This window comes from Methylobacterium sp. WL6, from assembly GCF_008040095.1.
GTDB lineage: Bacteria > Pseudomonadota > Alphaproteobacteria > Rhizobiales > Beijerinckiaceae > Methylobacterium.
Map to the genome: position 1 here is coordinate 1 of NZ_VRVH01000292.1, position 5,643 is coordinate 5,643.

The 5,643-nt window shown below is 64.2% G+C and carries 12 protein-coding genes; 4 read left to right on the plus strand and 8 right to left on the minus strand.

Annotation, left to right across the window (positions count from 1 at the left end; all coding sequences use genetic code 11):
• Nucleotides 1–40: 40 nt before the first annotated feature.
• From FV230_RS29930 to FV230_RS23775, 3 genes are all read right to left on the minus strand, one after another.
• Nucleotides 41–199 (minus strand): hypothetical protein, encoded by a 159-nt coding sequence (locus FV230_RS29930; RefSeq protein WP_187274853.1) that lies wholly within the window; start codon nucleotides 197–199, stop codon nucleotides 41–43.
• An 8-nt stretch (nucleotides 200–207) separates the two neighbouring features.
• A complete protein-coding gene (locus FV230_RS23770; RefSeq protein ID WP_147844154.1) occupies nucleotides 208–498 on the minus strand; it encodes a hypothetical protein in 291 nt (96 codons plus the stop codon).
• Between the two features lie 212 nt (nucleotides 499–710).
• Complete coding sequence (locus tag FV230_RS23775) at nucleotides 711–1,004, minus strand: hypothetical protein (protein WP_147844155.1); 294 nt, start codon at nucleotides 1,002–1,004, stop codon at nucleotides 711–713.
• A 147-nt stretch (nucleotides 1,005–1,151) separates the two neighbouring features.
• Between FV230_RS23775 and FV230_RS31395 the strand changes: the two genes are divergently transcribed.
• From FV230_RS31395 to FV230_RS23790, 4 genes are all read left to right on the plus strand, one after another.
• Nucleotides 1,152–1,394, plus strand: coding sequence for a helix-turn-helix transcriptional regulator (locus FV230_RS31395; protein ID WP_348642161.1), 243 nt, complete (start codon nucleotides 1,152–1,154; stop codon nucleotides 1,392–1,394).
• A 74-nt stretch (nucleotides 1,395–1,468) separates the two neighbouring features.
• Nucleotides 1,469–1,792, plus strand: coding sequence for a hypothetical protein (locus tag FV230_RS23785; RefSeq protein WP_147844157.1), 324 nt, complete (start codon nucleotides 1,469–1,471; stop codon nucleotides 1,790–1,792).
• Between the two features lie 49 nt (nucleotides 1,793–1,841).
• A complete protein-coding gene (locus FV230_RS29935; RefSeq protein ID WP_187274852.1) occupies nucleotides 1,842–2,006 on the plus strand; it encodes a hypothetical protein in 165 nt (54 codons plus the stop codon).
• Nucleotides 2,007–2,133: 127 nt separating this feature from the next.
• Nucleotides 2,134–2,340 (plus strand): hypothetical protein, encoded by a 207-nt coding sequence (locus FV230_RS23790; RefSeq protein ID WP_246694973.1) that lies wholly within the window; start codon nucleotides 2,134–2,136, stop codon nucleotides 2,338–2,340.
• Between the two features lie 536 nt (nucleotides 2,341–2,876).
• On the opposite strand, the gene FV230_RS23795 is transcribed toward FV230_RS23790, so the two are convergent.
• The 5 genes from FV230_RS23795 to FV230_RS23820 form a co-directional block, all read right to left on the minus strand.
• Nucleotides 2,877–3,092 carry a hypothetical protein gene (locus FV230_RS23795; protein ID WP_147844159.1) on the minus strand — a complete coding sequence of 72 codons (216 nt, stop codon included), beginning with the start codon at nucleotides 3,090–3,092 and terminating at the stop codon, nucleotides 2,877–2,879.
• A 353-nt stretch (nucleotides 3,093–3,445) separates the two neighbouring features.
• The gene (locus FV230_RS23800) at nucleotides 3,446–3,889 is read right to left on the minus strand and encodes a DUF305 domain-containing protein (protein ID WP_246694974.1); all 444 of its coding nucleotides are present in this window, start codon (nucleotides 3,887–3,889) and stop codon (nucleotides 3,446–3,448) included.
• A gap of 496 nt (nucleotides 3,890–4,385) precedes the next feature.
• The gene (locus tag FV230_RS23810) at nucleotides 4,386–4,565 is read right to left on the minus strand and encodes a hypothetical protein (RefSeq protein WP_147729880.1); all 180 of its coding nucleotides are present in this window, start codon (nucleotides 4,563–4,565) and stop codon (nucleotides 4,386–4,388) included.
• Nucleotides 4,562–4,861 (minus strand): HU family DNA-binding protein, encoded by a 300-nt coding sequence (locus FV230_RS23815; RefSeq protein WP_147844161.1) that lies wholly within the window; start codon nucleotides 4,859–4,861, stop codon nucleotides 4,562–4,564. Before FV230_RS23815 ends, FV230_RS23810 begins: the two co-directional genes overlap by 4 nt.
• Before the next feature lie 30 nt (nucleotides 4,862–4,891).
• Nucleotides 4,892–5,428 (minus strand): DUF2059 domain-containing protein, encoded by a 537-nt coding sequence (locus FV230_RS23820; RefSeq protein ID WP_147727886.1) that lies wholly within the window; start codon nucleotides 5,426–5,428, stop codon nucleotides 4,892–4,894.
• Nucleotides 5,429–5,643: the final 215 nt, after the last annotated feature.

Genomic DNA, 5,643 nt, shown 5'->3' on the forward strand with positions numbered 1-5,643 from the left:
GTTTGGAAGGGAAGGGATGGCGGGGGGCGGGGACGGGAGACTAGGCGCCCTCGTCGGCGTCGGCTTCTGCCTCGGCGATGGCCCAGACCGGAAGGCTGCCCTGCGCCGCGAAAAGCGCGTCGTCCCGAGCAAGGCAGTCCGCCTCGTCGCCGAACCCGGAGAAGGCCAGCGGTAGCGGGGTTCCGGTGAAGGCGAGCACGGCACGGGTCAGGGCGCCGCAGCAGACTCGGGCGTCGTCGGCGTTAGGGCGTAGAGGTCGAGGCGGGCCAGCCGGCGGACATAGGCCAGGGAAGTACGGTAGGCGCGCCACCCAGCGGGCATGGGCTGGCCGCTGGCAGCTAGGTCGGCCACGACATGGCCCGAAGCGGAATGGGCAGCGTCGGTGGTCTCGGCCCAACGGATCGCCGGTAGCACGCCGTCAGAAGCGATGGCTGGCATCCGTGCGGCCGCGAGGACGAGGGAGGCGCCGAGGACGCCGCGGCGGGACAGGGCGGCCATCAGTGCGCCCCGCCCAGTTCGACGGCCACGAGGCGAAGGCGGCGAGCGTTGCCAAGCGCCCAGGCATGGGCCTCGCGGTGGTCGGTTTCGCCGGCCGCAATGCGGTGGCGGTAGGAGGCGGCGAGGCGGAGGCAGATCGCGTGATCCTGCCGGGCGTGCAGCAGGCGGACAGCGGGGGGAGCGGATCAGGTCGGCGGCCATCGGTCCGACCCTCAGTGCGCGCGGACGAGGCGGGAAGCCTTGGCGGCGGCCCAGGCGCCCTTGAGGGCGTAGGACATGCACACGCCCCAGGCGTCGCCAGTCACTTCCATGCGGGCCTGAGCCGAGAGGATCGCAGCGCGCATGATGGCGGAGCGGTCGAAGGTGCCATCCCGGTTGACGAGGGGAGTGGTGCGGTTGAAGCGCTTGGCGCTCTCGGTCGAGGCAACGATGGCGGCCTTCGCGGTTATGACGGCGCGACGGGCATCGGCGGTGAGGCGCGGGTCGGCGCTGCGGGCGATGTGCAATTGGGGATGAGGTTGGCGTAGCGCATTGGGAACCCCAAGTAATTAGGGTTCATACTAAACTCGTCATGCGCTACACATAACGGAACAGGTCTGAGGCGTCAAGCTCTACACATAACGAAAGATGCGCAGAACATGAAATCGGCCGGCATGGTCAAGGCGGGGCGAGATTTGGTCGGTTGGTCACAGGCCGACCTTTCCTCGAAGTCAGGGCTATCCCTGCCCACGATCCAACGGATGGAAAATCCTGCGTTCGGGCCTCTGCGCAGTTCCGGCGCCAACATCGAGAAGATCAGGGCCGCATTCGCTGCGGCCGGCGTCACCTACATAAGCGACGGAACTCGGGAATGCGTCTGCTACGACGCTTCACCGGCCCAGACTCAAGAGGCTTGATCGCCCGTGCTTGAATTCATCCCCGAGAACGGGGGCGGCGCCGGCATCCAGTTCCGGGAGCGGAAATCTCAACCATGAGCGCCGGCGTTATCTCCCCCGAACGGCTATCCGAGGTCCTGCGCCTCGCTACGACCCTCGCTGATCGTGTCCTCGACGCACAGATCGCAGGCCGCCCGGTCCCCGCCGACCAAGCAGGTGCGCTCGCGAAAGCCGCCGGACTGCTGCATGACTATGGCGTCGACTGGCCGCCCCTTCTGACGCAGGCACTGTATGGTCTGGCGCCCGACACTGATGCTGCGGTGGTGGAGCCTAAATCCGCGGTGGCATTACCGAACGCCGACCTCGACGGCCTATCGCGCTTCTTCGCCGGCTTCCGCAAGGGCACGTCGAAGCCGTGACCGATCCCGCCCGCCACGTCGTTCCATTCCGTTCGATCGCGGAGCGCGGATGAACCTCATCAAGGGCCGGCTGCTAGCGATTGCAGTGGCTGTCGTACTCGTCACAGCCAATTGGCTGCTTGAGGCTGCCGGGCTGGAGTACGCCTTTGAGGACTGTGCGTTCGCCGCTTTGTCGGCGATGATGGTTGTCGTAGCTGCGGACCGTCGATCATGACTGCTGGCGTTCAATTCACCCCCAAGAATGGCGGAGGGCCCGGCATCCGGGTTCGGGAGCGCAAGGCACCCTGAGTGCCGAGTCGGCGCCTGACTAAAGACGAGGCGTTCCAGGCATCCATAATGGCTTGCACCAGCGAGACGACGGGGGCGTCGTCTGCGCGGATTTGCAGGCTGCGGCGCTGGAGGCCAAGCGCCTGCTGCCGGCCATAGCGGTGTACGAGATCCTAGAGGATGGTGAGCGCCAGATCATCACGGTTGTGGTGACGGATGAGGACGGACACGCCGTCTACTCGGCAGCTCTGACTTTCGTCGGTACATGGCTGCTACGGTAGGAGCTAAGACACATGATCCGGCATTTATTATCGCTACTGAGGCGAAATGAAGAAGTTGCGGCCTAAAAAATCACTTTAACGTGCGGGCTATATAATGCTTGTTATGAAGTAGGGCAGGAACCTTTAAGCTTATCAGCCCCTTGTTGTGTGTCGCCATCCGATCACAGGCACTTGCGACTGTGAGCCCTGCATGCTCACGCCTATCACCGCTGAGCGCCCGATGCCCCATTATCACTGCAATGTCCATGACGGCGACGGCACTCTGGATCGAGATGGAATGTTTCTCGCTGACATTGGTGCAGCGCGTCGGCAAGCCATGCTATTAGCAAGCGCTTTGCTTGAAGCTGATGCTGATCGGCGGCGTGATGGAAGGCCATGGCTGATGGAGGTCACGAACGAGCCGGCGAGGCGCTGTTTCGGCTCGACTTCAAGCTCACTACGAATGCCCTTGGGGCGTTTACTCCATAAGGCCGATCTCTGCTAGCTGAGCCATATCTGGGTCCCGCCAGCATCTGCTGCGCGGGGCTTTTCTTTGCTTACAGCTTCTCAGCGTCGATCTTGGCGATGATCGAGTCGAGTTCTTCGATCGATGATCGTTTGGCAGCCATCATCTGTAGAGACACATCGAGCAATTCGCCGCATGGATCGGTGGCATATGTCCGTATTTCACCCTTCTCCATCCGAGCTAATATGGCCGCCGAGGAGTCGCGCTCGGTACGACACCACTCCTCGAACCAAACCTGCGGCTCCATCCAACCCTCCATCCAATCCGGTTGGAGAACCGCGCGTTAGGCTTCTTTGTTCTCCGTTAACCAGTACGCCCTACGACCCAGCCATCGAGGGGGTTCCTCTGGCCCTGACATCACCTTAGCCCGCCCGGCACCAGCCGCGGCGGGCTTCTTCGTGTCCGCACCCTACCGCCTGACATTCCACACCAGCACGCCGACGGGGCGCCCCGGCCTGTCCCGGCGGAAGGTCTGGTTCCCGTACCGGATCTAGGTGTCGCCGATCGCCGCGACACGGCGCGCGTTGATCATCAGGGCGACGCAGCGGTACCCGAGATCATGCCAAGCAGTCGGTATGACTGCTGGACCGGTCCAGATGCTCACTGCACGGGAGCACCAGATCCCGGCACCCAAGTAGCCCCCGCAGCCTCGTCGCGGGTGCCAGGTTCCGGCGGCAGGCTTCGAAACGAATTCGGGCTTATGGTGTGGGTAGGATCGCCGATGGAGGCGGTGGTCACGCTGTGGCTTCGGAGCCATCCCTGCATCTGATCGATCTCGCGCTGTTGCTCCACGACGATCGACTCGGCGAGCTGACGGCTCCAGGGGTTCTTGGCGCGGCGCATCGCGACCTTCGCCATATCGATTGCGCCCTGATGATGAGGGATCATCTGCAGGCGGAAATCCACGTCCGGGTCGCCCGTATAGGGTACGGCCATGTTCTTCATCATCTGCTGATGCGACGCCTCGAACTCGCGCGTTGCAGGTGTGTCGGCGCTATCCTTCGGAGAATGACCCATGTGCATGTGATCGTGACCCTGGGCCATCGCGTTTCCAGCTAGTGCCACCGCGAACGCTGCCACCAACAGTCCGGAAGCGTGTCGCATGTTGTTCTCCTACCCTAACATCATCCTGATGGAGAACGGCCCTAAACGTTCCAACAGTGGGAAGGTCAAGGCGAGCGGAAGTCGGATCGGTGCGGGTGATGCCATGGGTCTCGCCGGAGGTGAGCCGGCGGGGATAGGGGCACGAGCGGGCGGCGCAACCCGGCTGTCGGCCACCGCCGGCGTCCTACCGGCTACCCGCGATCCCCGCCTCCCAGCACGGCCAAGAGTTCCCGCCCGGTGTGGGTGATGAACCATGCATGCTCTAGCGGCTTCGCGCCTGGCCACCGAGCGGGTCGTTCCTCGACATAGCCGAGATCAGCAAGAGTGTGCATCGCCTCCGGATGGGCCGTGAGACGCATCCCTTGCGGGTAGAGGGCAACGGCTCGAAGGGCTTCGAGTGCTCGGCCGCCGGCGGACGAGTTGCCGTGTCCGCCACTCACTGGATCGTCACCGACCCGGGGACAAGGCTCAGCAGCGTGGCAAGCTTCATTAGACCCGCATCGGTCATCTCCTCGCCATTCACGAGCCACAGGCTGAGGTCGTCGCCGGTTGGCTCGACATACAGGCCGCGCGCGCGGAGAGCTTCGACGGCTTCGTGGAAGGGGTCGTCGCTCACGGCGCCACCAGCCGCGCCTTCGGGTTGAGCCGGTCTCGCATCTCTTTGCCGGTCTTGAAGACCAGCTTCGACTTCGCCTGGACCGAGACGAGCGCACCGGATCTCGGGTTGCGGCCCATCCGCGCCTGTATCTTCACAATGGTGAATGCCCCGAACCCGCGCAGCTCGACACGACCGCCGGCCACGATGGCGTCCGCGATCCGGCCTATGATGGCATCGACCACGGCCTCGCAGTCCTTCGCGTAGAGTTGCGGGTTCGCAGCAGCGAGGCGCTGGACCAGTTCGGATCGGATCATGCCGGTGCGGCCGCCCTCGCTACCATGCCGTCAGCGCGGCTTCGCCGGTCCGGCCGATCCCCACCCGTGGGCCTGGATCGCCTTGGTCAGCTTTCCCTGCATCTCAGGTGTCACCGACTGCATCCACTGCTGCGTTCCTACGAGCTGGGCTTGTGCGAGTTGGGGCTGGGCAGCGACCAGGCGCTTGCCGGTTGGGGTAGCGTAGAACGCGGCGATGACCTGCAGGTCGTCTTTGCCGAGGGCCGCAGCGAAGCCGCGTGCCTGGATGTCGAGCAGCTCGTCGAAGTGTGCCGTGAGGGTGGGCAGCACCACCTCCTGGACCAAGGCCTGGGCCTGATCCTGCTGCTTGACCCCGATCTGCTGCATCATGCCGACCATGGGTGCCGCCATCGCGTTCAGCAGCGCGGTACGATCCCCCTGCATCTGCGCGACGACCTCGCGCGCCGCCTTCAGAGTCGCAGGATCAAGTGTGACGGCTGGGGTGGCTGGCTTGGCTGCTGACTGCGCCATTGCCACGGTCGGGACGGAAACGGCGAGGCAATAAGCGATAAAGGCTAAGCGGCGCATTGGCTGATCCGATCGCGATTAGGGACGACGCAGCCCTGCGGCCGGACGCCTGCTCTCGTACCATGCTCGATGTCAGCTGCATCAACCGTCAACGACGCCAGTGACGATCCACTCCGCAACGTTGACTTAACGGTGTCACCCAGCCGACATGCCATGTCCGGCTATGGCGCGCCCTGTGGCGAGTCGTGAGCCGGCTAGAACAAGGGACCAAGGCC